Annotated in this window: 20 protein-coding genes; 17 read left to right on the top strand and 3 right to left on the bottom strand. The window is 58.9% G+C overall.

Translation table 11 applies throughout. From position 1 onward, the window contains the following. Positions 1-45: 45 nt before the first annotated feature. Complete coding sequence (locus E8E91_RS25130) at positions 46-1,140, bottom strand: helix-turn-helix domain-containing protein (protein ID WP_280358976.1); 1,095 nt, start codon at positions 1,138-1,140, stop codon at positions 46-48. Here E8E91_RS25130 and E8E91_RS25125 point away from each other — a divergent pair. From E8E91_RS25125 to E8E91_RS25055, 15 genes are all read left to right on the top strand, one after another. Continuing rightward, entirely contained in the window at positions 1,139-2,191 is a 1,053-nt protein-coding gene (locus E8E91_RS25125; RefSeq protein ID WP_280358978.1) for an SGNH/GDSL hydrolase family protein, read from the top strand. The two genes, E8E91_RS25130 and E8E91_RS25125, sit on opposite strands and share 2 nt — an antisense overlap. A gap of 222 nt (positions 2,192-2,413) precedes the next feature. Continuing rightward, on the top strand, positions 2,414-3,475 hold the full coding sequence (locus E8E91_RS25120) for an aromatic ring-hydroxylating dioxygenase subunit alpha (protein WP_179057953.1): 1,062 nt from the start codon (positions 2,414-2,416) through the stop codon (positions 3,473-3,475). 56 nt (positions 3,476-3,531) lie between these two features. Then, positions 3,532-4,479, top strand: coding sequence for a PDR/VanB family oxidoreductase (locus E8E91_RS25115; RefSeq protein ID WP_179057952.1), 948 nt, complete (start codon positions 3,532-3,534; stop codon positions 4,477-4,479). Positions 4,480-4,839: 360 nt separating this feature from the next. Continuing rightward, positions 4,840-5,775 carry a catechol 2,3-dioxygenase gene (locus E8E91_RS25110; RefSeq protein ID WP_179057951.1) on the top strand — a complete coding sequence of 312 codons (936 nt, stop codon included), beginning with the start codon at positions 4,840-4,842 and terminating at the stop codon, positions 5,773-5,775. A gap of 274 nt (positions 5,776-6,049) precedes the next feature. After that, positions 6,050-6,502: a heme-binding protein gene (locus E8E91_RS25105; RefSeq protein ID WP_179057950.1), complete on the top strand. Its 453-nt coding sequence runs from the start codon at positions 6,050-6,052 to the stop codon at positions 6,500-6,502. Between the two features lie 83 nt (positions 6,503-6,585). Continuing rightward, positions 6,586-7,815, top strand: coding sequence for an acyl-CoA dehydrogenase family protein (locus E8E91_RS25100; RefSeq protein ID WP_179057949.1), 1,230 nt, complete (start codon positions 6,586-6,588; stop codon positions 7,813-7,815). Positions 7,816-8,104: 289 nt separating this feature from the next. Beyond that, positions 8,105-10,837 carry a LuxR C-terminal-related transcriptional regulator gene (locus E8E91_RS25095; RefSeq protein WP_179057948.1) on the top strand — a complete coding sequence of 911 codons (2,733 nt, stop codon included), beginning with the start codon at positions 8,105-8,107 and terminating at the stop codon, positions 10,835-10,837. A gap of 270 nt (positions 10,838-11,107) precedes the next feature. Beyond that, positions 11,108-12,322, top strand: coding sequence for a CmpA/NrtA family ABC transporter substrate-binding protein (locus tag E8E91_RS25090; RefSeq protein ID WP_179057947.1), 1,215 nt, complete (start codon positions 11,108-11,110; stop codon positions 12,320-12,322). A gap of 20 nt (positions 12,323-12,342) precedes the next feature. Beyond that, positions 12,343-12,921: an ANTAR domain-containing protein gene (locus E8E91_RS25085; RefSeq protein ID WP_179057946.1), complete on the top strand. Its 579-nt coding sequence runs from the start codon at positions 12,343-12,345 to the stop codon at positions 12,919-12,921. 504 nt (positions 12,922-13,425) lie between these two features. Continuing rightward, complete coding sequence (locus E8E91_RS25080) at positions 13,426-14,709, top strand: CmpA/NrtA family ABC transporter substrate-binding protein (RefSeq protein WP_179057945.1); 1,284 nt, start codon at positions 13,426-13,428, stop codon at positions 14,707-14,709. Positions 14,710-14,723: 14 nt separating this feature from the next. Continuing rightward, entirely contained in the window at positions 14,724-15,581 is an 858-nt protein-coding gene (gene ntrB, locus E8E91_RS25075) for a nitrate ABC transporter permease (RefSeq protein ID WP_179057944.1), read from the top strand. Positions 15,582-15,660: 79 nt separating this feature from the next. Then, positions 15,661-16,452 carry an ABC transporter ATP-binding protein gene (locus E8E91_RS25070; RefSeq protein ID WP_179057943.1) on the top strand — a complete coding sequence of 264 codons (792 nt, stop codon included), beginning with the start codon at positions 15,661-15,663 and terminating at the stop codon, positions 16,450-16,452. Between the two features lie 346 nt (positions 16,453-16,798). Continuing rightward, a complete protein-coding gene (locus E8E91_RS25065; protein ID WP_179057942.1) occupies positions 16,799-18,046 on the top strand; it encodes an alginate export family protein in 1,248 nt (415 codons plus the stop codon). A gap of 332 nt (positions 18,047-18,378) precedes the next feature. Beyond that, entirely contained in the window at positions 18,379-19,365 is a 987-nt protein-coding gene (locus E8E91_RS25060; RefSeq protein ID WP_280359983.1) for a methyl-accepting chemotaxis protein, read from the top strand. After that, positions 19,362-20,066 (top strand): hypothetical protein, encoded by a 705-nt coding sequence (locus E8E91_RS25055; RefSeq protein WP_256873271.1) that lies wholly within the window; start codon positions 19,362-19,364, stop codon positions 20,064-20,066. Before E8E91_RS25060 ends, E8E91_RS25055 begins: the two co-directional genes overlap by 4 nt. A gap of 162 nt (positions 20,067-20,228) precedes the next feature. Here the strand turns inward: E8E91_RS25055 and E8E91_RS25050 are convergent, their stop codons facing one another. Together E8E91_RS25050 and E8E91_RS25045 are read right to left on the bottom strand one after the other, a co-directional pair. Beyond that, positions 20,229-21,962, bottom strand: coding sequence for an ATP-dependent helicase (locus E8E91_RS25050; protein WP_179057940.1), 1,734 nt, complete (start codon positions 21,960-21,962; stop codon positions 20,229-20,231). Further along, positions 21,959-23,722, bottom strand: a complete 1,764-nt coding sequence (locus E8E91_RS25045; protein ID WP_179057939.1) for an AAA family ATPase — start codon at positions 23,720-23,722, stop codon at positions 21,959-21,961. Before E8E91_RS25045 ends, E8E91_RS25050 begins: the two co-directional genes overlap by 4 nt. A gap of 255 nt (positions 23,723-23,977) precedes the next feature. Here E8E91_RS25045 and E8E91_RS25040 point away from each other — a divergent pair, with 255 nt between their 5' ends. Both E8E91_RS25040 and E8E91_RS25035 read left to right on the top strand, forming a co-directional pair. Next, positions 23,978-24,664 carry a hypothetical protein gene (locus tag E8E91_RS25040; RefSeq protein ID WP_179057938.1) on the top strand — a complete coding sequence of 229 codons (687 nt, stop codon included), beginning with the start codon at positions 23,978-23,980 and terminating at the stop codon, positions 24,662-24,664. Positions 24,665-24,879: 215 nt separating this feature from the next. Beyond that, positions 24,880-25,584, top strand: a complete 705-nt coding sequence (locus E8E91_RS25035) for an abortive infection family protein (protein WP_179057937.1) — start codon at positions 24,880-24,882, stop codon at positions 25,582-25,584. The last annotated feature ends 182 nt before the right edge of the window (positions 25,585-25,766 follow it).

Raw genomic sequence — 25,766 nt, 5'->3', positions numbered from 1 at the left:
TGGCAAAAATGACTCCAACTATGCGAGTTCCGACAAGCGAGCAATTTAACCGCCCAGCCTGAATTTCCGCCGATAGGCTGCCGGGGTGAGTCCAATGCGCTCGCGAAACAGCCTGACGAACGAGCTGCTGTCCAGATACCCGACTGCCTGCGCAATGCTCTCGATGCGCTGATTACCGGTCTCCAACATGGTTCGCGCTGCCTCGATGCGCAAGCTCTGTAGGTAGGCCAGAGGAGTCTGCTCAAGCGCCAGATGGAATCTACGAATCAGCGTGCGCTCGCTTACCGCCAGACGCTTCGCAAGATCTGTCAGGCGAATGGGGTCGGCGAGGTGGCGCTCGAGATAATCCTGCGCCTGCTGCACCACGGCATCGCTGTGCGAACGATGCGCCAACAACGGAAGGTATGGCGTTTGAAGCGTCTGGCTGACATCGATCAGCAAGCTCTTGGCGCACTGCGCTGCCAGTGCTGCACCTGAATGGCGCTCAATGGTCTGGATCGACTGCAAGTGATAGGAGGACAGTGCTCCGGCGCAGAACAGTCGGTCCGACTGAGTCAGTATCGGCGCCATCTGGAGATCCACGGCGGGAAACCAGGCGCGGAACTGCTCCTCCAGCCACCAGGTGGTTGTTGCGACGCGACCATCAAGCAGTCCGGTATTGGCCAGGACGAATGTTCCAGTGCAGGTGGCAATGAGCTCAGCCCCCACCTCCCACTGCCGGCAGAGCCATTCGCAATGCAGCGACTGTTGATCAAGGAATTGCCTGAAGGAGTGATAGCCCAGATAGTGACAGGCAGGAATGTAGACAATATCGAAGTGTTCACCCGGCTCAGGCTGCCGAGCCTGGAGCGGTAATCCGTTACTCGTCGTGATACCACCAGCCTTCGGCGCGAGGAATGACCAGGTGTAACGCTGCGCTGAGTTCTGAGCGGCAAGATGCGCGTTGGCGACTTGCAACACATCGGCAAAGCCGCCCACGCTGGAGGCGTAGCAGTTGTCGTATAGGAAAATCGCCGCGACAGGCATACCGTCTGTTTCCGCATATAAAGTGGCTTTTTTTACACTACTGCCATTCAGTCGAGCTTCATAGACTGCGCCTTTGTCCGACAAAACGGATCCACAACCAGAGGTGCGCACCATGCAACACGTCCCCCTTACCGACCTCAAGTCCCTGCTGACAGGTCAGCTCGGCTGCATCGAGCATGAGGCAGGGTTGCAGCCAGTTCGCTTCGATCCGGCTACTGGCTTCATGCTCGACCCGCTCAACGGCTTTACCGCAGCGATGACATCGGGCGTGCGCCTTCGCCTTAACACCAATAGCCGCAACGTGCGACTGAGGACCTTGCAGACCCAGGCTTACTTGAGCGAACCGGAACAGTGGAAACGCAACTTCGAGGTTCGCGTTAACAACGAGGTGTTTGCGCAAGCGGCAGCTGCAGGTGGTGCGTTTCTCACTCCAGGCCAGGCCCCGCAGGGTGATCCGCACGCCGTGCTGAGTGTTGAGCATCTGCCCGCAGGCGAGAAAACCGTGGAAATCTGGTTCCCACAATCCACCGTGCAAATCATCCAATCGCTTGAGGTGGATGCCGGCGCAAGCTGGAGCGCAGCGCCTGACGTCCGCCCACAGGTACTGTTCCATGGCAGCTCAATTACCCATGGCATGGAAGCTGATAGCGGCACCGGCAGTTGGCCGGCAGTCGCCTCGGCCCTCGCCGATGTCAGCATGCTCAACATGGGCTGGGCGGGCTCCTGCCTGATCAGCAGCCTGGCAGCTCGGACCATCGCCAAGCAGGACATCAATGCCCTGGTCTTGGAACTAGGTATCAATATCTGGGACGGCGGCGCCATGAATCCGCGCACCCTGGCAGACTCCACCCATTCCATGCTGGTCTTGATTCGGGACGCGAAGCCCGAACTCCCAATCGTTCTCGTATCTCCCATCGCATCGCCGTCCCGCGAAGCAGCTGGCGAGAACGGAGGCATGACTCTGGAGGAGATTCGCCAGGTCCTGGAAGGCGTAGTCGAATCTCATCGCAGCCAGAACGACCAGCAACTGCACTACATCAATGGATTGGACCTGTTCGGCACTGCCGATAACGCGCTACTGGTAGACGGCCTGCACCCGAATGCAGATGGCTACCGCCTGATTGGCGAACGCTTCAATCGTTTGGCAATGGGCTTTCTGCTCTAACGCTGAATCGTGTAAACCGGCCTGAGGTAACGCCTCGGGCTGGTTACTGCCCCCCGCATGCTGCCCCACTCCCCACGCCACGATGCCTCGCCCCACCATCCCAAAAGGTTGGTGCGTCACCATTCCCACGCTCGCTACCTTGGCCACAGGTGCTCTTACGACACCACAAGCCAGACCAAACAAAAACAACGCTGCTCTACAGCGCCCTGGTAGGAGATAGCCATGTTTCTCAAAAACTGCTGGTACTGCGCAGGCTGGGATTACCAGATATCGCAAGGGAAGACTTCCATCGTCGCCCGGAAAATCGCCGGAGAGCGCGTCGTTCTGTACCGCAAGCTAAATGGCGATGTCGTTGCTCTCGAAGACCGCTGCCCACATCGCCAGGCGGCCCTTTCGATGGGCGCCAAAGAAGGTGACGACCTGCGGTGCATGTACCACGGCATCAAGTTCGGCGCCGATGGCAAGTGCAACGAAATCCCCGGCCAGGACAACATCCCCGAACGCGCCTGCGTGCGAGCCTTCCCTGTAGTGGAGAAGGACAACTGGATCTGGGTATGGATGGGTGACCCGGAAAAGGCTGATCCCGCATTGATCTGCAGTTCCGTCGGCCCAGGCAACCCGGACTACATAGTACGCCCGAGCTACATCCAGGTTGATGCGGACTATCGCATGGAGAACGCCAACCTGGCGGACCTGTCGCATAGCTCATTCACGCACGACAACACCATTGCCATGGGTTGGGCACAGGCTCTTGCCAGACCCGAGCACAAGATCCTGCCTCGCGGGATCAAGACCGACTACTGGGTACGTAACGTACCGGTTCCAAAGTTCGTCGCTCACCTGTTCCCGCCGGGATTCACATGCGATGCGCACTTCGACATCACTCAGACCGTCCCCTGCAACTGGATCCTGCACTTCCGCGTATTTACTGCAGGCACCGCCACTGAAGGCGAGTCCGATGGCGAGTTGGTACTGGACTCCTGGAGCTGCCAAGCCATTACGCCTCGTGACGCAGACTCGGTGGATTACTACTTCTCCTGGGGTGTGAGCAAGGCTACCGAACGCCCGGGGCTAGCCGATCTACTCAAGGAAGGCATCGACGCCGCCTTCTTTGAAGACAAGGTGATGCTCGAAGGCCAGCGCATTCGCATGCAGGAAAAGCCTGACTTCAAGACCTTCGACATCGCAGCCGATGCTGGCCCCGGCAAAATGCTCTGGGTGCTGGACAAGCTGATCAGAGAAGAACGCATGCAAGAAGAAGCACTTATTGCATCGTCCCTCTGACGTCCGTGGCCGCGAGCGCTGTGCCCGCGACGACACCTTATGGAAAGGCTGCCGAAATGAGCGAAAAAATCTCCCTGAAAGTCACCGACGTACGCTGCGAAGCACGTGACGTCATGCTCCTGGAACTACGTAATCCCGCTGGCAAGGATCTGCCCCCCTTCGAGGCTGGTTCGCACCTTGAGGTCTATCTGCCGGGCAACCTGATTCGCCACTACTCACTCTGCAATGATCCAACTGAGCGGGATCGCTACTGCATTGGCGTAGGTTTGGCCAAAGACAGCCGCGGCGGCTCCCGCCTGATCCACCAGTCGATCCGCGTTGGTGTAACGCTGCAGACCAGCGCGCCTCGAAACAACTTCCCCTTCAAGGAAGAGGCAGACGAGTTTGTCTTCATTGCTGGCGGTATTGGTATTACGCCAATCATGGCGATGATCCATACCTGTATTCGCCTGGGCAAGAAATGGCAGCTGTTCTACTGCGCGAGGAATCGCCAGCGCATGGCGTTCTATGAAGACCTCATGTCGCTGGCACCGGAGCGCTGCCACCTGCATTTTGATGACGAACAGCAAGACTTCTTCAATCCATCACAGGCGCTGGTCGGCATCAGCCCAACAGCCCACATCTACTGCTGCGGCCCTGACCCACTTATGAAATCGGTCGAGGCCTCGGCGACCGGACGCGACCCAGCAACCCTGCACTTCGAGTGGTTTACGGCAACGGAGATCGATACCACCGGGGACAAGCCATTCACCGTTGTATTGCGCTCGGGGAAATCTCTCGAAGTACCAGCCGGACGCAGCATTCTCGAAGAGCTCGAGGCATGTGGTGAAGGCGTGCCTTATTCGTGCCGCGAGGGCCTGTGCGCCACATGCAAGACGGGCCTGCTGGATGGTATTCCCGAGCACCGTGACAACGTGCTCTCAGCTGCCGAACGCGCGGCGAACAAGCACATCATCATCTGTGTATCCCGCGCAATGTCAGACACGTTGTATCTCGATCTTTGAACACGCTGTGCCGCATGCGGACAAGGCCACGGCACAAGGAAAACCGCCAAGAGCAGCCCCTTGGGGCGACTAAAGAGGGCGAGCCATAGACATACCAAATAGGTATGAGGCAGACGAAAACAAGGTATTAGACGGTATTTACAACGGTAGTTAGGGTATCTACTGACTGCCAAATGGAGCTAGCCGACATACAGACTGGAGCAGCATCGCCGCGCTCCATGACCTCTGTAAGTGGTACCTCCGGTACATGACCCAGACGTGTTTAGCCACCGTCGGGTCGAACAGCTAGGCCAGAAGACGGGCCCACGCCCGGGGGCAACAGCCAGCCCTCTCTAGAACAAACACAATCAGGAGCGAAACATGGCAATGACAGGCGTTCTGCGCCCCGGGCACGTTCAACTACGTGTCATGGACCTTGAGGCGGGCGTACACCACTACCGCGATGTTCTCGGCATGCTAGAGACCGGGCGGGATTCCCAGGGTCGCATCTATCTCAAATGCCGCGACGAGTTTGATCATCACAGCGTGATACTGCGTGAGGCCGATCGCGCAGGTATGGATTTCGTCGGCTTCAAGGTGCTGAATGTCGCTACCCTGAATGACCTTGAAGGCAAGCTGCAGGCCTACGGGGTAGACACGCATCGCATCGCCGCCGGCGACCTGCTAGAGACCGGTGAACGCGTACGCTTCACCACCCCCAGTGGTCACGAAGTCGAGTTGTATGCCGAGAAGACTTTCGTCGGCAACGGGTGCGGTGAGGTCAATCCGACTCCGTGGGACCCTACGGCTACTCACGGCATCTCACCACTGCGGATGGACCATCTGCTGCTGTACGGACCGAACGTACCAGAGACGCTCAAGCTGTTCATCGATGTGCTCGGGTTCACGCTGGTCGAGCGCGTACTTGGCCCAGATGGCGAGACCAACATCATTGGGTTCCTCAGCTGCTCGATCAAATCCCATGACATCGCCTTCGGTCATTACGAGGAGCCAGGGAAGCTCCACCATGTGTCTTTCCTGATGGAAAGCTGGGAACAGGTATTGCGCGCCGGCGACATCATGGCGATGAACAACGTGCCTGTGGACATCGGACCAACCCGACATGGCGTGACTCGTGGCAGGACCATTTATGCATGGGATCCGTCCGGCAATCGCTTCGAGACTTTCAAGGAAGATCGCCAGCCCTATCCGGACCATCCACCGCTGACTTGGACTTTCGACGGTATCGGTGATGGCGGCGGTCTCGACTACGTGCAGCGCAAGCTTCACGAAACTTTTCTCACTGTGGTGACCTGATTGTTGCCTCTCCGCAACCGCCAACAAGGTCTCGGAGAGAAAACCAGCAGTGCTCCTTTCACGGGCGTCTACCTTATCGAGCGTGAAAAACCGAGACGCCCTTTTTTTTCAGTGTGGCCGGTGGGCGGAGTGCCGATCAGCCAGTTTCATCAATGCCCAGGGGAATTGAGCCTTGCATGTTTACAGGCACCGAGCCCCTGGCTAGCTCCGCTGGCGCACATCGCCCCGAGCGCAACAAAAGCAGGACCGAATTCGTTCGGTCTCGGAGTCAACGATGGTCGTCAATCCGAAGTCCACTGATCCCCTGTACATCTCTCACCCCCTCATCACCCATCGAGCTGCGCTACAGGCCATAGAGGCCGCGATCCACCACGCGGAACTACTGGCGATAAAGGTAGTGGTCGCCGTTGTCGACTCCCAAGGCGCGCTTACCGGCTTCGCCAGGATGCCAGGGGCGTTTCTGATTTCCCATGAAATGGCCATCAAAAAAGCGCGCAGCGTAGCAGGCTGCGGCATCACAGCAGCTGAGCTCGAACAAGTCCTGGAAGCCTCCGGCCAACGCGTACGTGATGGTCTGCTATCGCACCGCGACCTGACCTTGGTGAGAGGTGGTCTGCCGATACGTATCGACGGTCAATTGATAGGTGCTGTCGCTGTTTCCGGTGGTAGTGAATCCGAAGACGAAGCCTGCGCCCGGGCTGCGCTCATCGCCCTGGGTGCGTGTTGAGTGTGTTCAGGCCCGACCAGGGCGGATATCCGGACAAAGTGCACCTCCCATCCCGACCAACACGAGAATTGCCAGAAATGACAATGACAAACGAGATTCATCCACCTCGCCAGGAACCACGTCTGTACCACGACCTGATGAGCCCAGAGGAGGTACTTGCGATTCGGGCAGAAGTGCGTGCGTTCTGCGAAAAGCATGTGGCACCTGTTGCCTGGCAAATCGGCCACCGTGAAGAAGCTGTCGAGGCTTTCCCTTTCGACCTCTTCGAGACAATGGCAGATGCCGGCCTTTTTCGAATTCCCTTCTCCGCTGAAGTCGGTGGGCGCGGCCTGGCATGTCCAGCAGCAGCAACCGCGGTCGTTATCGAGGAGCTGAGCTATTTCAGCAATAGCGTCGCGGCGATCTACGATGTGCACTGCATCCTCGCCGGCCACGCTCTCGAATGGGCCAACCCCGCACTCCAAAAGCGTTACCTGACGCCGCTACTGGAAGGTCGAAAGATCGGCAGCTTTGCCACCAGCGAACCGGAGGCTAGCACTGACCTGTCGGTAGAGGCCCTGGTGACCCATGCGACCTTCCACGACGACCACATTGAGATCAATGGGCACAAGCGCTGGATCACGAACTCGCCAGTAGCTAGCTTCGTCGTGCTGCTGTGCCGCGATGGTGAGCGAATGACCGAAGTGGTTGTCGACCTCGACCTACCAGGCGTCACTGTCGGTGCGCCTGACAAAAAACTCGGAAACCATGGGCAACTGACCGCCGATATACGGTTCGACAAGGTCCGAGTCCCGCTAGACAACGTTGTGGGCAAGCGTGGCGACGGACTGAAGATCGCGCTGCAAGTACTGACTTACGGACGCATTGGCATCGCCGCCAGTGGTGTAGGCATGGCGCAGAGCGTTTTCGACCATAGCGTTGCCCGCCTGCAGAAAAGACGAGCCTTCGGCAAGGCTTTGGCCCAGTTCCAGCACTGGCAATTCCGCCTGGCCGAACGAGCTACCGAAATCGAAAACGCACGCAACCTGTACCTCAAAGCCGCATTGCGAATGGATGGGGGGGAGCAGTTCCCCGAGCCTGAAGCAGCCATGGCCAAATGGTACGGGACCAACCTGGCCAGCGAATTCGCCCGCGAAGGTGTTCAGATTTTCGGCGGCTACGGTTTCACCAAGGAGCTGGCCTTCGATGGGTCGCACTATCATGTTGAAGAGGTGTATCGCGACAGCAAGATCGCGGAGATCTACGAAGGCACCAACGAGGTACAGAAGTGGGTGATCGCTCGGAACATCTTCGGCAAAGACTTCACCGGTTGATACCTGACTCGAATAGCTAAGGGACTACCGGCTGGGCACTCCACTGTGCATTGGCCGGTATTCTCATCCCAGCAGCAACGCCCCCACCCTCCCTTTCGGGCATTGCCATCGTTCGTCCTTCCGGGGCCGCACGCTCAAGGGCCTTGAGCATCACAGACGGCTATGTGATAAACGACGCACTCGCTGCCGATTTCGGCAGTTTCTAACAACAAGGGTTTCCGTGATGGGTATTCCACTCAACGCTGGAGCCTGAGCAGCGTTCAGTTTGATCATGCCCGGTGAACAGTCGATGAACGGCCCAGCCTCATGGCCGATTCTGCCAACAAAATTCGCACCGCCAACGCAGGCCGGCGGGCTGATTGAGCGAGAGGACTTGCTGGATCGGATTGAACGAAGTCTCGACAAGTCGCTGCTACTGATCTGCGCGCCGGCAGGATATGGCAAAAGCAGTCTTATGGCCGCGCTGCTCCGTCGCCTGCAGCAACGGCACCTGCAAGCCACCTGGCTGGGCCTCGACAGCTACGATAACGACGTAGTGCGCTTCTCGTCCCTGCTCCTATCAGCGCTTGATGGCCACAGTGCAATCAATGCCTCCGGCTCGCACCATGGCCTAGGATCCGGCCCCAGCACTCCCTACCTGGCAGCAGAGATTCTCGAACGTGTCATGCAGTTGCCAGACCGCGTGTATCTGTTCCTGGATGACTTCCATCTGATCACCGACACTCGAGTGCTGGAGTTGATCAGCCTGCTTCTTACCAGCCCAGTGCATAACCTGCATCTGGTGATTTCCTCGCGCGAGTTACCGCGGCTGCCTCTTTCCCGGCTACGCGCCCTCGGTCAATTGCATGAGATCGATAGCGCAGCGATTTCATTTTCCGAGAAAGAAGCCCGCCAGTTCATGGCCGGATTCCATATACCGGAATTGTCCGAAACGCAGCTGATTACCTTACTGGGGAAAACAGAAGGCTGGCCGGCAAGCCTACGCATGGCCTCGATTGCCTTGGAGTCTGGAGTAGATGTCGATACTTTTCTCCAGCGGTTCTCCGGCGCAGATAGAGACATTGCCGCCTTCCTGGTGGAAGAGGTACTTGCCAAGCAATCTCAAGAGATCGAGCAATTTCTCCTTGCGACCTCGCTACTCAAATCGTTCAACGCCGAGCTCGCAAACGAGGTACTCGGAGTGAGCAACGCAAGGGACTTGATCGATCAGATAGAGGTGAAGCACCTATTCCTTCTCGGGCTGGATCGGGAGCGCAACTGGTACCGTTATCACCATCTGTTCGCCGACCTGCTGCGCCGTATTCTGATGGACCGATCTCCGCGCTCGGCGCAGCAGTACCATCGTCGTGCCGGTCAATGGCTGGCTGGACACGGGCGGGAGCTTGAAGCCATCGAGCATGCGTTCATCCTGGACGAACAGGAATGGGCCGGCACGTTACTGGACCGTATAAGCCCAGCGCTCTTCAGCAGCGGACAAACCACCACGCTACAGGCGCTGGCCGATCAGCTCGATGCCAACGTGATGCAACGCCTTCCTCGGCTACAGCTTGAGCTGGTATGGGACAACATCATTCGCTGGCGATTTTTCGAGGCTCGCCGCCTGCTCTTCGAGACCCAACAACTTCTTGACCCAGATGTTGTTGAGGGCAGCAGCGCCGCCAGGGAGCAGGAGCTGCTCCGTGTAACCCTGGAGCATCGCGACTGCATGCTGCAAACCTTTACCGACCAGTTACGCCCAGCCGAACGCGCCATCACAAATTGGCTGCAGGCCTATCAGCACAGCGATAGTTTCATGCTCGCCTCGGCAAAAGTTGCCTTGATAATGTGCCGGCGTGATAGCTATCAGAGTCTCGTTTCCGAGCTGGAGGTGGACGAGCTACGTCGGCTATTCCTCAACGTAGGGGCCGGCTATGGAACAGTCTTCCTGGACGTTGTCGCCGGCTGCGTCTTTGCATCGCGCGGCCAGGTTGCCACCGCGGAGCGTCTGCTCCTGTCCGCTCACGCAACGGCAATCCGTATCCAGGGACGGGACTCTTCACTCGCGTCCATGGCTGCAGCTCCATTGGTTCAGCTTTGGTATGAAACGGATCGCCTAGACGAAGCCCGCAGGCTGTTGACCGAGATTTCCATCAGTAGCTTGGACTTCGGCATCGTCGACTCCATCATTTCCCGAGTGATTACCGGCGCGCTTCTGACAAGGCTAGATGCGGGTTACACCGTGGCGCACGAGCAACTCGACGCAGCCCATCAATTTGCCATGCGATTCCAGCTGCCGCGTTTGCGCGCCCGGGTGCTGGCGGCCCAAGTGCAACTTTACGTTGAACAGGGTCAGTTGGTGCAGGCCGAGCGATTGCTTGAACGCAGCCCGGATTTCACTGCTCTCAAATCCTTATCCCCTGAGAAAGGGGCAGACAGCAGCCGAGAGAGTTTCGCAATGGCATTCGCCCGCGTTAGCCTTGAGAACGGCCAATATGCCAATGCCATACGCGTACTACGACGCTGGGCAAATCTGTTGCAGGAGCGCCAGTACAATCGGTCCTTTGTACGCGTGTCCGTATTGCTGACACGTCTGCTGTCTCGCTCTGGCGACAACCTAGCTGCGCGCCGCACATTGATCGAAGCTTTAAGCCGCTCCGAAGGACTATTTGTGCGCATCTTTGTCGACGAGGGCGAAGAGCTGTGTGGGCTACTGCTTCAGCTGAAACAATCAACAGCAGCTGATATCCCTCTGGCATGGACCAGCTATCTAGACAAACTGCTTGCGGCCTTCGGCCAACGCCCTGAAGTACCCCGAGTAACTGAGCTGGTATCCACCGATGCCAGCGCCGAGCTCCTGTCCGAACGCGAATTGGCGATCATTCGTCTAACGGCCCAAAACCTCGCCGCCAAGGAAGTAGCTCAAGCGTTGGGGCTGACGGAGAACACTGTTAAATGGTACTGGCAGCGCATCTTTGAAAAGCTTGGAGTACGAAAGCGAAAACTGGCGGTACGTGCCGCCAGAGAGCGTGGATTGATTCATTAATAAGCGAGGGGCTGGGTTATGCAGCAGCCGATACCGAATGGCAGATAACAGCCAAGTTGAGGTCGTCTACTAATCGAAGCTCCAGCAGCGCCCTCTTCCCTGCCCTCCGTTCAGTTTCATTACTGAACGATGGCACATCACTTGCTGACACCAGCACTCCGAACTCCCTCCAACGGCGGAGACAGTTCATAGACGATGGCGTCGTACCCGGTCACCAATCCCATGGCGACTGGGACGGCGCCTTTTTCGTTCAGTGGTGGGACAAACAACATGACCGACAAGAGTTGCACCCGTAACGACAACCTCGCCTGGGTCGCGGGCAGCGATGCCCCGGAAAAGCGCACAGTGAACCTGGGCTTCATGGCCCTTTCCGACTCCGCCTCGCTGATCGTCGCGGCCACCCAGGGTTTCGCCCAGCCCTACGGGCTGACCCTGGAGCTGAAGCGGCAGACCTCCTGGGCTGGCTTACGTGACAGATTATTGAGCAGCGAGCTGGACGCCGCGCACTCGCTCTATGGCCAGGTCTACGGCACCCACCTGGGACTGGGTGGCTCGCCCACCGAAATGGCGATCCTCATGGGGCTGTGTCAGAACGGCCAGGCGATCAATCTCTCCGAACCACTGCGTCAGGCAGGTGTGACCCGAGCCGACACTCTCGCCGCCCGGGTGCGTCAGCACGGTGCGAAACTGACCTTCGCCCAGACCTTTCCCACCGGCACCCATGCCATGTGGCTGCACTACTGGTTGGCGGCCCAGGGTATCCACCCGCTGGAAGATGTGAACACAGTCGTGCTTCCGCCCGCGCAGATGGTCCAGCACCTCAAGACCGGGCACATCGACGGTTTCTGTGCTGGCGGCCCCTGGGGCGCATTAGCGGTGGATGAGAAACAGGGCTTCACCCTGGCCACCAGCCAGATGATCTGGCCCGACCACCCGGAAAAGGTGCTCGCCTGCACGCGCGCCTTCGTGGAGCAGTACCCCAACACCGCCCGCGCCCTAACCATGGCGGTGCTCGAGGCCAGCCGCTTCATCGACGCCAGCGACGAGAACAAGCGCAGCACTGCCCGGCTAATCAGCGGTGTCGAGTACCTCGATGCACCACTGTCGGCCATCGAACCGCGTTTTCTCGGCGACTACGAGGACGGCCTCGGCTACGCCTGGCGCGATGCTCACCCACTGCGCTTCTTTGCCGGCGGAGAGGCGTCTATGCCCTGGCTGTCCGATGGCATGTGGTTCATGACCCAGTTCCGTCGCTGGGGGCTGCTCAGGGACGACCCGGATTACCTCGGCGTGGCCCGTCGAGTCCACCAGCTAGCACTCTACCGCGAAGCGGCCGAAGCGCTGGGCATAGCGGTCCCCGCGCACCCCATGCGCAGCTCCAGGCTGTTCGACGGCCAGATCTGGGACGGCACCGACCCGGCCGGCTACGCCCGCAGCTTCGCTATTCACGCCCACAGCGCCGCCACTGCGGCCGCTGCCCTCTGACGCCTAGAGTTGACCACTGCATGCTCCGCATTCTCCTGATCGATGACACCCCGAAGAAAGTCGGCCGTCTGCGTAATGCCCTGGTGGAGGCCGGTTTCGAGGTCATGGACGAAACCAGCCTGAGCATCAACCTGCCCGAGCGCATCGAAGCGGCGCGCCCCGATGTCGTACTGATCGACACCGAGTCCGCCGGCCGCGACATGATGGAACAGGTGGTGATGGTCAGCCGCGACCGGCCCCACCCCATCGTCATGTTCACCGACGATCACGATCCCGAGCTGATGCGCCAGGCGATCCGGGCCGGTGTCAGCGCCTACGTGATCGAAGGCATTCACACTGAGCGATTGAGACCAATCCTGGACGTGGCCATGGCGCGCTTCGAGAGTGATCAGGCCCTGCGCGCCCAACTGCTGGAGCGAGACAGCCAATTGGCCGAACGCAAACGCATCGAGTTGGCCAAGGGCCTGCTGATGAAGATGAAAAGCTGTGACGAAGAGGCCGCCTACACCTTGATGCGTCGCCAGGCCATGGGACGCCAACAACGATTGATCCAGGTAGCCGAGCAGATCATCGCCACGCACGAGATGCTTGGCGTCTGAGCGTCAACCAGAAATCGGTCAAGTCCATGAGGAGGCGAACTTGTTCGCTCCCCATGGACAGGGCCAACGCTCGCAACAATCTCTAGCCACACACAGTACGCAGGCGCACTGTGGTGCTGTCCTCCGTTGCCCCGAATACTGCACCCCGTTCCTGGCATCCGCCCCTCGCTGCCCTCTCCTGCTCCAAGCGAACCAAAACCGTTCAGGCCGCATCGGCGCCGCACGAACATGGCTCATTGCCGCCAGCTAGCCCGAAGCATTACCGCAATAGCCAAGCTACTGATTTAAAAGACAATAACGACCGAAAGTAACCTGCCAAGACCATGGCTTCGGGCTGCAGGCCAAGCTGGCAAGGCGTTTGCAATCTCACCTGCAGATTCTTGCGTAGCGCGCCAACGGCGGTGGGCCGCGGATCACGGACAACGGCGTCCGTCAGAGTTCCTTCCCCTATTAGGAGCTCTGGCGTACGCCGTTTTTGTTTTGCCCTCCATTCAGGACAACACCATGAGCGAACGTGATTCCAAAGACCCGGTGAACAGCAGTCGCCGTAACTTCCTCAAGCAATCGATCGCCATTGCCGGCACGGTCGGTGGCGTGACCGCCCTCGGCCTCTCCGCCCCCGGTTTCTTGCGCAGCGCGGCCTGGGCCGCCGGCTCGGATGCACCGGAAAAGGCCGCTCTGAAGGTCGGCTTCATTCCCCTCACCGATTGCGCCTCGGTGGTCGTGGCCGCCACCCAGGGCTTCGCTGCCAAGTACGGCCTGTCCATCACACCCAGCAAGGAAGCTTCCTGGGCGGGCGTGCGCGACAAGCTGAACACCGGCGAGCTGGATGCCTCCCACGTGCTCTACGGCATGATGTACAGCTCCCAGCTCGGCGTGGCCGGTCCGCAGAAGAACATGGCCGTACTCATGGGGCTGAACCAGAACGGCCAAGCCATCACCCTCTCTCGCCAGCTGAAGGAAGCCGGCGTGACCAATGGCGAGCAGCTCGCCGCCCATATCAAGAAAGGCGGCAACCCGCTGACCTTCGCCCAGACCTTCCCCACCGGAACCCACGCCATGTGGCTCTACTACTGGCTGGCCAGCCACGGCATCAACCCGCTGACCGATGTGAAAACCATCACCGTGCCGCCGCCGCAGATGGTCGCCAACATGCGCGTCGGCAACATGGACGGCTTCTGCGTCGGCGAGCCCTGGGGCGCGCGGGCGATCTTCGACAAGATCGGCTTCACCGCCACCACCACCCAGCAGATCTGGGCGGACCATCCGGAGAAGGTGCTGGGCTGCTCGCGCGACTTCGTCGAGCAGAACCCCAATACCGCACGCGCCCTGGTGATGGCCCTGCTCGACGCCAGCCGCTTCATCGAGGCCAGCGACGAGAACAAGAAGGCCACCGCCAAACTCATCGCCGGCAAGGCCTACGTCAACGCCCCGGTGGACGTCATCGAACAGCGCTTCCTCGGCCACTACGAGGACGGTCTGGGCAACAAATGGGAAGACAAGCACGCCATGGCCTTCTGCAAGGACTGCAACGTGAACTTCCCCTGGCTCTCCGACGGCATGTGGTTCATGACCCAGTTCAAGCGCTGGGGCCTGATCAAACAGGATCCGGACTACGCCGCCGTCGCCGCCCAGGTCAACCAGACCAAGCTGTTCAGTGAGGCGGCCAGCGCCCTCGGCCTGCCGGTTCCGGCCAGCCAGATGCGCGGCAGCACCCTGATGGACGGCAAGTTGTGGGACGGCTCGAACCCTGCCGCCTACGCCCAGTCCTTCGCCATCAAAGCCTGACCCGGGAGGTAACGATGAACGCTCCGGTAAATCCTCCGCTGCCACTGCCGGCCAAGGCCGCACCCAGCTCGCATCCACGCTTGGCCAGACCAGGCGCGGAGCTATTCAGCAACCTGGCGAGGGCGCTGGTCCCACCACTGCTCGGCCTGCTGCTGTTCATTGGCCTCTGGGCCCTGGTGGCGGCGCGCAGCGAAGGGTTGCCGGGGCCACTGTCGACCTGGCATTCGGCGCTGGAACTCTTTGCCGATCCCTTCTACGACAACGGCCCCAACGACATGGGCATCGGCTGGAACATCCTGCACTCGCTGGGCCGCGTCGGCCTGGGCTTCGGTATGGCGGCGCTGGTGGGCATACCCCTGGGCTTCGCCATCGGCCGCTTCACCTTCCTGGCCGGGATGCTCTCTCCCATCATCAGCTTGCTGCGCCCGGTGTCGCCGTTGGCCTGGCTGCCCATCGGCCTGCTGGTGTTCGAGGCCGCTGGCCCCGCGTCGATCTGGGTGATCTTCATCAGCTCGATCTGGCCGATCATCCTCAACACCGCCGCCGGGGTGGCCAGCGTGCCGCAGGACTACCTCAACGTGGCGAGGGTGCTGAAGCTCTCCGAGTTCAAGGTCCTCACCCGCATCCTGTTCCCGGCCGTATTGCCTCACCTGATGACTGGCATCCGTCTGGCCATCGGTGTCGCCTGGCTGGTGATCGTGGCGGCGGAAATGCTCACCGGCGGCACCGGCCTGGGCTTCTGGGTGTGGGACGAATGGAACAACCTCAACGTCGAGCACATCCTCATCGCCATCATCATCGTCGGCCTGGTGGGCCTGGCCCTGGAACAGAGCCTGCTGTGGCTGGCCAAGCGCTTCGATTACAACAACTGACCATTCCTGTAGGAGCGAGCTCTGCTCGCGAACCGCATTCGCGAGCAAGCTCGCTCCTACCAAGAGCAGGAGAACCCTGATGGACAAGTTCGTCGAGCTGACCGGCGTCAGCAAACACTTCGATACGCGCAAGGGTCGTTTCCAGGCCCTCAGCGACGTCAACCTCTGCATCGCCCGTGGCGAGTTCGTCTCGCTGATCGGCCACTCCGGCTGCGGCAAGTCCACCGTCCTCAACCTGATCGCTGGCCTGCTGGATGCCAGCGACGGCGGGCTGATCTGCAATGGCCGGGAAATCGACGGCCCTGGCCCTGAGCGCGCCGTGGTGTTCCAGAACCACAGCCTGCTGCCCTGGATGACCTGCTTCGGCAACGTCCATCTCGCCGTAGAGCGGGTCTTCGGCGCCCGTGAAAGCAAGGCCCGCCTCAAGGAACGTACCGCCGCGGCGTTGCAGATGGTCGGCCTGGATCATGCGGCGCACAAGCACCCCAATGAAATCTCCGGCGGCATGAAGCAGCGCGTGGGCATCGCCCGTGCGCTGGCGATGGAACCCAAGGTGTTGCTGATGGACGAGCCCTTCGGCGCCCTGGACGCCCTCACCCGCGCGCACCTGCAGGACGAGTTGCTGCGCATCGTCGGCGAGACCCACAGTACCGTGGTGATGGTCACCCATGACGTGGACGAGGCCGTATTGCTCTCCGACCGCATCATGATGATGACCAACGGCCCGGCGGCCACCGTCGGCGATATCGTCCAGGTCGAGCTGGCGCGCCCACGCGACCGCCTGGCCCTGGCCAACGATGCCCGCTACCACGAGTACCGCACCGCAGTGCTGGAGTTCCTCTACCAACGTCAGCAGCGCCCCGCCGCCTAGGTATCCGCCCTGCCCTTCGCGAAAGCCCGGCCCCGTGCCGGGCTTTCGCGTTTTGACTTGCCCGCATGCCCCATGCAGGGGCCCCCGTACCCGGCTTCGCACCCCGCCAATGCAACCTTGCCCGCGCAGGTGCATGACGTAATCGCCAAATGTTCTTGTCGCTAAACAAACATCATGTAAATCAAGTAGTTGAACAAACTGGCACAGTGCCTGCTAAGACCTTCCCCGGTCAGCACAACGGCGTGTCTGCCACTCAACCGACAACGACGTCGCGGAATCCCCTCTCCACCCGGAGCGCGGACACCGTGACGTTTTTTTTGCGCTTTTCAGACCTAGGAAGTCCGCTATGCACATGCTGAAACCCGCTCTGCTGTCGCTGGCCGTTGCCGGCACCAGTCACGCCGCCCTGGCCACAGAGGACGTTAGCAACCTGTTCACTGGGGGCAAAGCCATCCTCGATGCCCGCTACCGCTTTGAGAACGTCGACCAGAACAACAACTTGCGCGACGCCAATGCCCAGACCCTGCGCACCCGCGTCGGCTTCCAGACCGGCAAGTGGTACGGCCTCTCGGGCCTAGTGGAAGTGGACAACGTCAGCCGCCTCGGCGATGCCGCCTACAACAGCACCCGCAACGGCCAGACCAACTACGCCATGGTGGTCGACCCCGACGGCACCGAAGTCAACCAGGCCCTGCTGCGCTATGACCAGGCCTTCGGCAGCGCCGTGCTGGGCCGCCAACGCATCAACCTGGACAACCAACGCTTTGTCGGCGGCTCGGCCTGGCGGCAGAACGAGCAGACCTACGACGCTGCACTGGCCCAGCTCAAGCCCCTTGATGGCCTGACCCTGACCTACAGCTACCTGGACAACATCAACACCATTTTCGGCCCGGAAAACGGCCGCTTCGATAACCGTACCAACCCCGCCAACATCGAAGGCCACAGTCACCTGTTCAATGCCCAGTACCTGGTGCGGCCGGAACTCGCAGTGACCGCCTACAGCTACCTGCTCGGCCTGGACAACATTGCGACCACTGCGACCTCCCCACTGGGCAGCCTGTCCAGCCGGACCAGCGGCCTGCGCCTGAACGGTGCGCTGGCCGGTTTCAGCTATGCGCTGGAGTACGCACGCCAGCAGGACTACGCCGACAACCCGCTGGACCTGGACAGTGAGTACTACCTGGCGGAGCTGGGGTATGTCTTCAACGGCGTACAGCTCAAGGGCGGCTACGAGGTACTGGGCGGCGACAGCGGCCCCGGCAACCGAGCGTTCCAGACGCCGCTGGCAACCAAGCACATCTTCCAGGGCTGGGCCGACCAGTTCCTCACCACGCCGGCTGACGGCATCGAGGACGCCTACCTGGGGTTCACCGCGCCATTGGCCGGCGGCAGCCTGCAAGCCTGGTACCACGACTTCGACACCGAGCAGGGCAGCGACAGCTACGGCAGCGAGATCGACCTGTCCTACGCCCATCCGATACCAGGCGTGAAAGGTCTGGTCGGACTGCTCAAGTACGCCAGCTACGACTCGGATGATCGAGCCCGCACGGTCGATACCGACAAGCTCTGGGTGCAGGTGCAATACACCTACTGACCGTAACGGCTGGGTACATCGGTGTGCGGGCGTCTTGCCCCCACACCGATCCTGCTGGACGTCTCGCGAGGACGCAGCACAACCATGAACAACGGACAGTCTTCACTTCACGTGGGAATCCAACCATGAGCAATCTCGCTGACTCCCGTGTAACTGGAATCGAAGGAGCGACCAGACTCGTTCAGGACCTCCAGCGAACGCCTCGGCAATGGACAACCTATCCGCCATTCGAGCCAGGTATCGCCCTCGTCGCCAGCATTCAGCATGGTGCATGGGTCCCCATCGGTACCGCGCTTGGCGCGGCGGCCTGCGCGCATGCAGGTCAGCCGACAATGGCATTTGGGCTTGTTCTGGGAACACTCTACCTGGGCATTTCCCTACATCTGCACCAATTGCGCCAGCGCTACAGCGAGGCCTTCTGGTTCGACGAACTGGCACGCCTGCTCCGTACCCAATCCGCCAACGATCAAGCCACCCTGCTGGTCGAGTGCAGTGAACGTCTGCGCGGCAATGATCGCCTGAACAGTGAGGTGCGCTTCGCCAGCCAGGCACTGGAGCAGTTGGCGCAGAAGGCCAATGTCCAGGGCGGCGAGCAAAGCCAGCGAGTGAACATGATCGCAGCCGCGAGCGAACAGATTGAACGCAGCCTGGCCAGCGTGGACGAAATGGCCAGCAGCGCCCGCTCGGATTTTGCGGCCGCCCATGCCCAGGGCGAGGACGGCTGCCGGGCGGCGCGGGAACTGGGGACCGGGATGGCTGACATCCGCAGCAGCCTGGGCGACACCGCCCGAGCGGTGACGCAATTGCTGCAAAGTACCGCGCTCGTCGAACAGTCGGTGCAAGGCATCCAGGACCTGGCGAAGCAAACCCAGCTACTGGCCCTGAACGCCTCGATCGAGGCTGCCCGTGCTGGCGAGCAAGGGCGTGGTTTCGCGGTGGTGGCAGACGAAGTCCGGCAGATGGCGACCGCTACCGACAGGACCACGCGCGACATCATCGCCGCCGCCACATCCATCGCCGGGGCCGTGAACCAGGTAAGCAAGGAAGTCGAACACCATCGCGAGCTGCTGGAGCGTGGCAGCGGCCAGAGCAATAGCCTCGCCGAGAGCCTTGACCGGCTGGCCCGCAAAAGCCAGGAAAACCTGCAGCGTTTCGACGGCATGCAACAGGCGCTGGTCGAACATCACCAGGCGAACCAGGACCTCGGCGAACAGCTCCAGCAGATCAGCACCAGCCTTCAGGTGCAAAGCCGGCAGACCCATGAGCTGCATGACCTCACCCGCTACCTCACCCGACTCACAGGCGACGCAACGCCATGATCATAGAGAGCCTGCCCGCACTGGCCGTACTGGCCGCCCTGGCCGCGTCCTGCGTTGTCCTGTGGCTGGCCGATCGACGCCGGCAGTTCCGCCAGCAAGAAGAATTGCGCGATATGTTGCAGTTGGGCCTGGTACTCATGCAGGGCGTCCAGCGCCATCGTGCGCTAGGTGCTCAGACCAGTGCTGACGCCGTGCACCACCGCCGGAAGCTTGAAGCCGAACTGGAACGTTCCTGGCGGGCCTGGACCGATGCTGGAAACTACCGAGCCTGGCAACGCCTGCTGCTCACGCCGGAGGACTTCGACGGACATTGCCGTCTGCTGGAGCAATTACTCGCCCACATCCAGCACCTGGACTTGCAACGCTGCCACCTGCTGGCACTCACACCGGAGGTCGCCGAGCGGTGCTGGCAAGTCGAAGAGCTCGGCCGACTGCGCGGCCTTTCGATACGGGCGGCAGCCCAGGAACACTGCCCGCTGGAGCTTCGCATCCAACTGCAGTACCTGCATGATCGCCTTCTCAAGGATGCGGACATGCCTCTTCGCACGGCCCTGGGGCGACTGTCCATTGAACTGCTGGGCAAACAACGATCCACTCTCCGGCCTACCGAACTCTATGCCTTGCTCACTCCACTGATCGACGCGCGAATCGAAGCGATTCAAAGCGGTATCCGACCTGCTGGACACCTCCGCGCCTCATGACCTGGTTCCTCATTGGGAGCCAGGAGCCAGGAACGCTCCCGTGACGTACTGGTGTCCACAACCAACTGTGGATTCAACCGCTAGCTGCCATTCGCTACCGACTGCGTTCGACTGCCGATTGCTGCCCTTCATGACAGGTAGCTACCGGCCAAGAGCGGACGATTACCCAGCAAGAGCCTGACCAGCTTCGAGAAAGCCGGCCCGCTCCAGCTGAGGTCTCAAGGCAACCAAGGCGGTCGCAGGAACCGCCAACCAAAGCAGATCGCGGGCGCGAGTCACCGCAACATAGCCAATACGGCCTACCTCAGTATTCATTCCTGCCAGCATGGCTTCGATGTTGGCCCGATTGGCCACATATAAGACGGCATCAATACTTTCACCCTTAACTTGGTGAACGGTTCTCACGCGGGCCTTGGGCTCCTGCTCAACCGCCACCTCAAGCCCCACACTAAGTGGCCCAGCAGGCAGCGAGGCGCGCGTTAGCCGGCGTGTCAGCCCATCCAGTGCGATCAACTCAAAATCACGCTGAATGTCACGAAGCAGCTGAGCAACTCGCCCCTGCAGCAGGGGAAGCCATTGGCCTGAGGCAGGCAGACTTGAAGCCGGCAAACCCTGAGCAGCATCTCTAGTGAACAACCACAGCCGACGTCGCAGCTCGCGCAAATCACGATCATGAGTGACGCCACTCAGCCTATTGAGAAGCCCTGGGGGTGGGCCATTCAAGAGACTGACAATGCCTCGAGCGACCATTCTGAATGCCCCCAGGAAGTCGGAGTTCTGATCTCGAAGTACCGCGGCTTCGGCAAACAGCTTCACTACTCCCCGTCCTTCAGGATCTCTTTCTCCCGACAGCCTGGAGGCCATTGCAGCCGCACGACATACGACAGCCGATCTATCAGGGTTGATTGCTTGCCGCCTCAGTTCTGCATGGAAAGCATCCAACAGAGGTGGAAGCGCCTGCTCGTTATAGCCAATGAAGTAGGCTCCGAGAGGTGGGGGTTCGTCAGCACGATCAGGATCATCCGCCCTTCCCGAAAGGTAATTTGCAACACTCAGGATCGAGGGCACGGAGCGATAGTTGCGAGTCAGGTTGTAAGGAACAACTCTTTCCCGCTCGTGGTAGTTCCGCAAAAAATGACCGTCGGCATCAGCGAACTCATAGATAGCCTGATTTGGATCACCAATCAGCGACACCTGCACGCCAGCACCAATCAGAAGCTCCAAAAGCTCTTGATGCAGGACTCCAATATCCTGGGCCTCATCGACGATGATATGAGGGTAGCGTCGAGCCAAAGCTCTAAGCACCACAGGCTGCTCACTTAGGACGCGGTAGCACCAATAGCGTCCCAGATCGTGCGTATAGCCCCCCACGCGTCCCAATCTAGCAACCACTCGACTAGCATCCAGCTGGTTAAGCGGCATCTCGTTACCATGTACCGTGTAGTAGAAGAGCGGCTGACCAGCGCTAAATCGAACCTTGATGTCGCTTACAGGTATCGGGTGATCCCGCGTTGGGCAATTGAACCCAGCCAGGAAAGGCTCTCCGCCGGTTACTAGAAAAGCTGTCTGGTTTGCTCCCATAGTGCGGTGACCATGGGCCTTCATGACGTGGGTCGTCATGAAGCTATCCAGCGTATCGATATCAACCCTGCTTCGACCGGAGCTATTCGGCAGTGTTTGCGAAAGTTCCTGGTAACCCTGCCGAAATGTCTCCACGGCCACATTAGAGAATGACAGCAGTGCTATGCGTCCCCTCGCTCCACCAAGGCGTCGGCGCATCTCAACTAGACGCTGAATGGCAGTAGCCGTCTTGCCACTTCCCGCACATGCCGTAACGGCTAGGGGTACCAGGGGAGCATCGATGACGAGCTGCTGTTCGGGGGATGGCTCAATCATTCTGCCTCCGCTCCTGCGTCCGGTACCTGGCACACATGAACGATCGCATCGAGGATGTAAGGTGGGACCTCACAGGCGGCTCCCTCTCCGATTACATAGGCCAGGGATTGACCAAAGCGGCCCTTCTGCACGTTCTTCTGGGTAGATGGACGTTCAAACATTCCACAGAACAGTGCTTTTGCCTTAGCTGCATCGTCAGGGGCCAAATTAACGACCACCTCAAGGTCTTGAGCAATCTGAGGATGGATTTCAGCCAAGGCAACCAACATGGCTGCGCGATTGTTCGGATGCAGAGCCAAGTCGTACTCCAGCGTTTTAACGCCATGGAAAACTTGGACGTATCTGTCCTCAAGCTCAAGCATATTGGCCGTGTTGTCAGAAACCTGAACATCAGCCCCCAAGGCAGGATACAAGGGCTGGGCCGGTTGACCGGGAACCACGACCCCTGATGGGTCAGCGTCAGTGATCAACGCGACAGGAATCTTTAGTGCGTTCTCGCCAAACAGTGGAAGGAAGGAATCGAAATTGAGTCCCTCGACGCTGATGAGGCTCACTCCATGCCCATGTAAGTCGAAGCCAGCCGCGGTGGCCAAAGCATCGACGAGCATCATCTCTGCTGCCCCTTCAACAAAAATGACCCGCCGTGCAAAGAACAGCTCCGCACGAGTGACATCGAGATATCGCTCCAGCTTTTCCCGCTTGCCCCTCTCAAACCTTACTTCGCGCGGAAAGAACGTCTCGACTCGTCCCGCCGACTCCACCAAGCAAACGAGGCAATCGAGATTTGCATTGCTGGCGAAGTTGGGTGAATGGCTCGTCACGAAGAGTTGAACAGGCTGTTCTCCATCCACCTCCTGCAAGCTCGCCAGATATCTCAACAGCACTGCCTGCAGTTGAGGATGTAGGTGCGCTTCCGGCTCCTCCACGATTAGGCCGCGGTATGCCGCGTCAGAGTTACGAGCCAGCTCACTGAGTACCACAGCCATGAAAATCAAGTTGTTGAAGCCCAGGCCGTTCTGCTCAAGCTCGAAGTCATCTACAGAGAGTGTCAATCGTGTGGAAAGGCGTTGAAAGTCGGAGGCACTCAGTCCCACAGTGAGGGCTTGACGTAGCTGCTCTCCAAGCATCGCGTTATGACGATCAGTAATTGCAGTCTGCGTACTCCGGATAGGAGCATGCTCCCGAAGCTCGTTATCCAAACGCTGCAACGCGTCATTGATGCCCTCGCGACCTGCTCCATCGGTGAGCAAATGAAGCAAGCGCGAAAGCTGACTGTTTCGGCCGGGGCGAAGCCCTTGTGTTGCATCACGTAGGGGCTGCAAATAGACCCCACGTAGGTTCTCGATCATGTCCGCCGTCAGCGACACCTCCTGATGATCGCCACACCAGCGGCGCACCCTAAAGCGCCCCCCTTGGTCCGCATCTGAATAACGGACATGAAAGTGCGCCTCCACTTGACCGACGGCGCCGAGTTTGAGTGCGGCCAAAAAGTCGGCTTCGTCGTCGGGTCCTAGCCCTCGAAAGACATAGTGGAACTCGATGTCTCCAGTTGGCTCTTCCCGCGGAGGACGATGGCGGTCTTCGATTCCGAAGCGCGGATAGGACTCTTCATACCCGACCAGCAATGCCCGTAGTGCGTCGACTACAGCGCTCTTGCCTACGTTGTTAGCCCCAACCAGGACGTTCAGGCCGGACTGAAAGCGCAGCTGGACATCCCTTAGCTTCCTGAAATTACAGATATTCAGTTCGGCCAGATACATGCTGGGTTGCCTCCATCCTTGAGTTTCTGATCAGAGTCGAAGCTCGTTCCAGCGAGCCCCCCTCAGCAGCATTGTAATGGTGGCTGGTCCTGAAGATCGATAGTCCATATCTCCAACCTCTGACGCGCATTGCTCAACGTGAACAATTTATCCTCTGGCCAGCCATGCTGGTCAGCGACAAAAGATGATAGGCTGTCAAGAGTGTCAATTATTTGAATAACTCAAGATTAAGTTTTTTATTTACAAGGAATTAGTATGACCGTACGTTTAGATGAAGCTGAAAAACAAATTCTTGGCACGCTTCTAGCAGATTTTTCAGATCGAAACCTGAATGCTGATCACCTGAACTCCGGATATGAAGGCCCTAAAGTATCTGATCTCGCCAAGGCTATTTGTGCAGGGGACGATATCACACAAGTTGATTTCGATATTGCCCTTTCAGATCTTGAAAAAAAGAATCTAATTAATACCGGGCCTTATGAGGCATACAAGAATGAGCCTGGTGATAGGCTCATTATTATTGGCGGCTATAGCAAGCGAGAATACGCAGGCCTCACAGAACTAGGATACAAGACTGCTAGGCAGTCAACTAATCGCCCAAGCAAGGTTCAGCGAATCATAAACAATGTACACATTTCTGGCGGCCAATTTTCCAATTTACAACTCGCCACAGGCGGTAGCGTAGTGCAAAGGATGGACTCCGTTTCCGGTACGGATAGTGACATTCTAGTGAGATTGGTTGCGATACTGGAGAAACAGGGGGAAGTGGTTTCAATAGAGCAGCGCGAAATTTTAGTTTCCGCCATAGCGGAGGCGAGCGAAGGTAACGGAAAAGAAGCTAAGAGATTACTTGAAAAAGTCTGCGGGCCAGCATGGACGGCTGTTCAGCCTGTAATTTGGCCAATTTTCGGTGACCTTCTCAAGAAAAGCCTGGGTCTGTAGCTTCGATTGTGGCTTACAGAGTAGTGAACACTGACCCTATAGATTTAGCTGTCACTGTCTGCATTGGAGAAACGTAGCGATCCTCTCGCTAGCCATTAAGCATGCGAGTTCACGGCCACAGTCGTACTTCAATCAGTCGGCTGCCGACAGAGATTGCGAAGCAGCCACACAGATTGATCGAGCTAAAAACCACAAGAGATACAGGGGCGACGACCATGAATTTGCTGCTACACGAAGTTTTGCGAAAGGTGAAGTCCGGAGCGACATCATTCTCCCCCCAAAAAGATGCAAGTGGCGACCCAGATAAATTCCAAGCCATTGCGAAAGCGGTTATTTATGCTCACAAACAAGGGTATATATCGAGAATTATTCCGCAAATAGACTCCATGTCCGGTCATATGTCTTACAGCCTTATTCTAGTTGATGGCGGACTTACATTTGAAGGCGAATGCCATTTAAATGAGCTTTCCGGCCAACCAACACCCGCTGACGACGTTTTGACCGACCTCTTAATTCGGATTCCAAGCTACAATATACGAGATAAGTGGGAAAAAGCTCTGCATCGCCGCGTGACAGACCCAAGCGGAGCGATTACGGCGGCAAGAAGCCTTCTTGAAACAACACTTAAATGGATTATTGAGGAGCGCGGAGGAAAACCCACTGAAAATAACAGAGAGCTATTTAGCAGAGCGATTGACGCCCTTGGGATTGTTGTTAAAGGACAGCCCGTTGAGAAAACTATCGAAGGGCTTAATTCGATCATCTGGGGCATAGGCGAAATGAGGAATAGACTTGGTGACGCTCATGGCGCAGCCTCAAGCAGCACACCCCCAACAGTTAGCGAGGCGGGTTTCTGTGTGAATCTTGCCGGAGCAGCTGCCCTGTACCTGCTTGAGGAGTTTGAGGCTAGTCAAGTCTAAATGCTTCTAGCTTCGTAGGTGCTCTATGGCTGCTTTTGGCCGTTCGCAACCCTTCGCAGCGCCTCCTTTCACCACTTGCTATATCCATTGGCTACCGGCGCTAGGCAAATCGAGCTTGAGGCCGGACGATGATTATTCGTGGCGAACTGGAATGACCGAGGGAGTAACACTAACATCTTACC

It is taken from the genome of Pseudomonas sp. BN515, assembly GCF_029873155.1.
GTDB lineage: Bacteria > Pseudomonadota > Gammaproteobacteria > Pseudomonadales > Pseudomonadaceae > Metapseudomonas.
The sequence above is the reverse complement of the archived record's forward strand: the minus strand, read 5'-3'. Positions and strand labels throughout refer to the sequence as shown.